The following is a 768-nucleotide window of genomic DNA, read 5'->3' as shown; positions in this document are numbered from 1 at the left end:
ATTTGAAGCAGCAGTCTTTTCACAAGTGATTCGGAGAGATGTTATGCGCGAGTCTGTCACATACCAACTGATTTTAGAGGAAGGACGGGAAGAAGGACGCGAAGAAGAACGGGAATTAGCCTTGGAACGAGAGCGATCGCTAATCCTCCGCCAACTCACCAAAAAAGTGGGAGCCTTGAATGAATCGATGCACGACCCCTCGCGGGTATCTCTTCGAGATCGCGTTTCCTCTTTATCGATCGAACAACTCGAAGCCTTGGGAGAAGCCCTACTCGATTTCGCTGATGTTACGGATTTAGAAGCTTGGCTTGCAGAGCAGAGTTAGAAGCGCGATCGACAATACTCAGAGATCGACAATTAGAGCGCGATCGCTAAACCCATTCAACAATCAAGCGCGATCGCACAAACAATCGAGAGATCGACAACCCAACGAGATCGCTAAACCCATGCAACAACCAAACGCGATCGCACTACATGATCGGCGATCGCCTGTAGAGAACTTTCGAGATCGCGTCCTCCAACCGTTGTGGAAATTACTTGGTATGATCACGAAATGATTTTATCTACAGTGCATGTCGTTCGATAATCTTTGCAAACTGCTCTCTGAAAAGTATCCAGAACGCTTTGCTAATTGGGTCTTAGATGAACCCCAAATCTCGGCAGAAGTCCTCAAAACGGAGTTAAGCATTGAGCCAATTCGGGCTGATTCCGTCACGTTTCTGCAATTACAAGAACGCATTCTTCATTTAGAGTTTCAAACTAAATTGG

General features: G+C 46.5%; 2 protein-coding genes and 1 pseudogene. All 3 read left to right on the top strand.

Features of this window, described 5'->3' with window-relative positions; all coding sequences use genetic code 11:
* Positions 1–325: DUF4351 domain-containing protein (locus GS601_RS22675; protein WP_162425557.1), on the top strand; the 325-nt coding region annotated here is incomplete at its 5' end.
* Entirely contained in the window at positions 309–557 is a 249-nt protein-coding gene (locus GS601_RS23430; RefSeq protein WP_238393465.1) for a hypothetical protein, read from the top strand. The genes GS601_RS22675 and GS601_RS23430, both read left to right, overlap by 17 nt.
* Positions 558–572: 15 nt before the next feature.
* A pseudogene (locus GS601_RS23425) lies at positions 573–768 on the top strand (hypothetical protein); the annotation flags it as partial.

Source organism: Myxacorys almedinensis A, from assembly GCF_010091945.1.
Classification (GTDB): Bacteria; Cyanobacteriota; Cyanobacteriia; order Leptolyngbyales; family Leptolyngbyaceae; genus Myxacorys; species Myxacorys almedinensis.
Note: the sequence above shows the minus strand (reverse complement) of the source record. Positions and strands in the feature narration are given on the sequence as shown.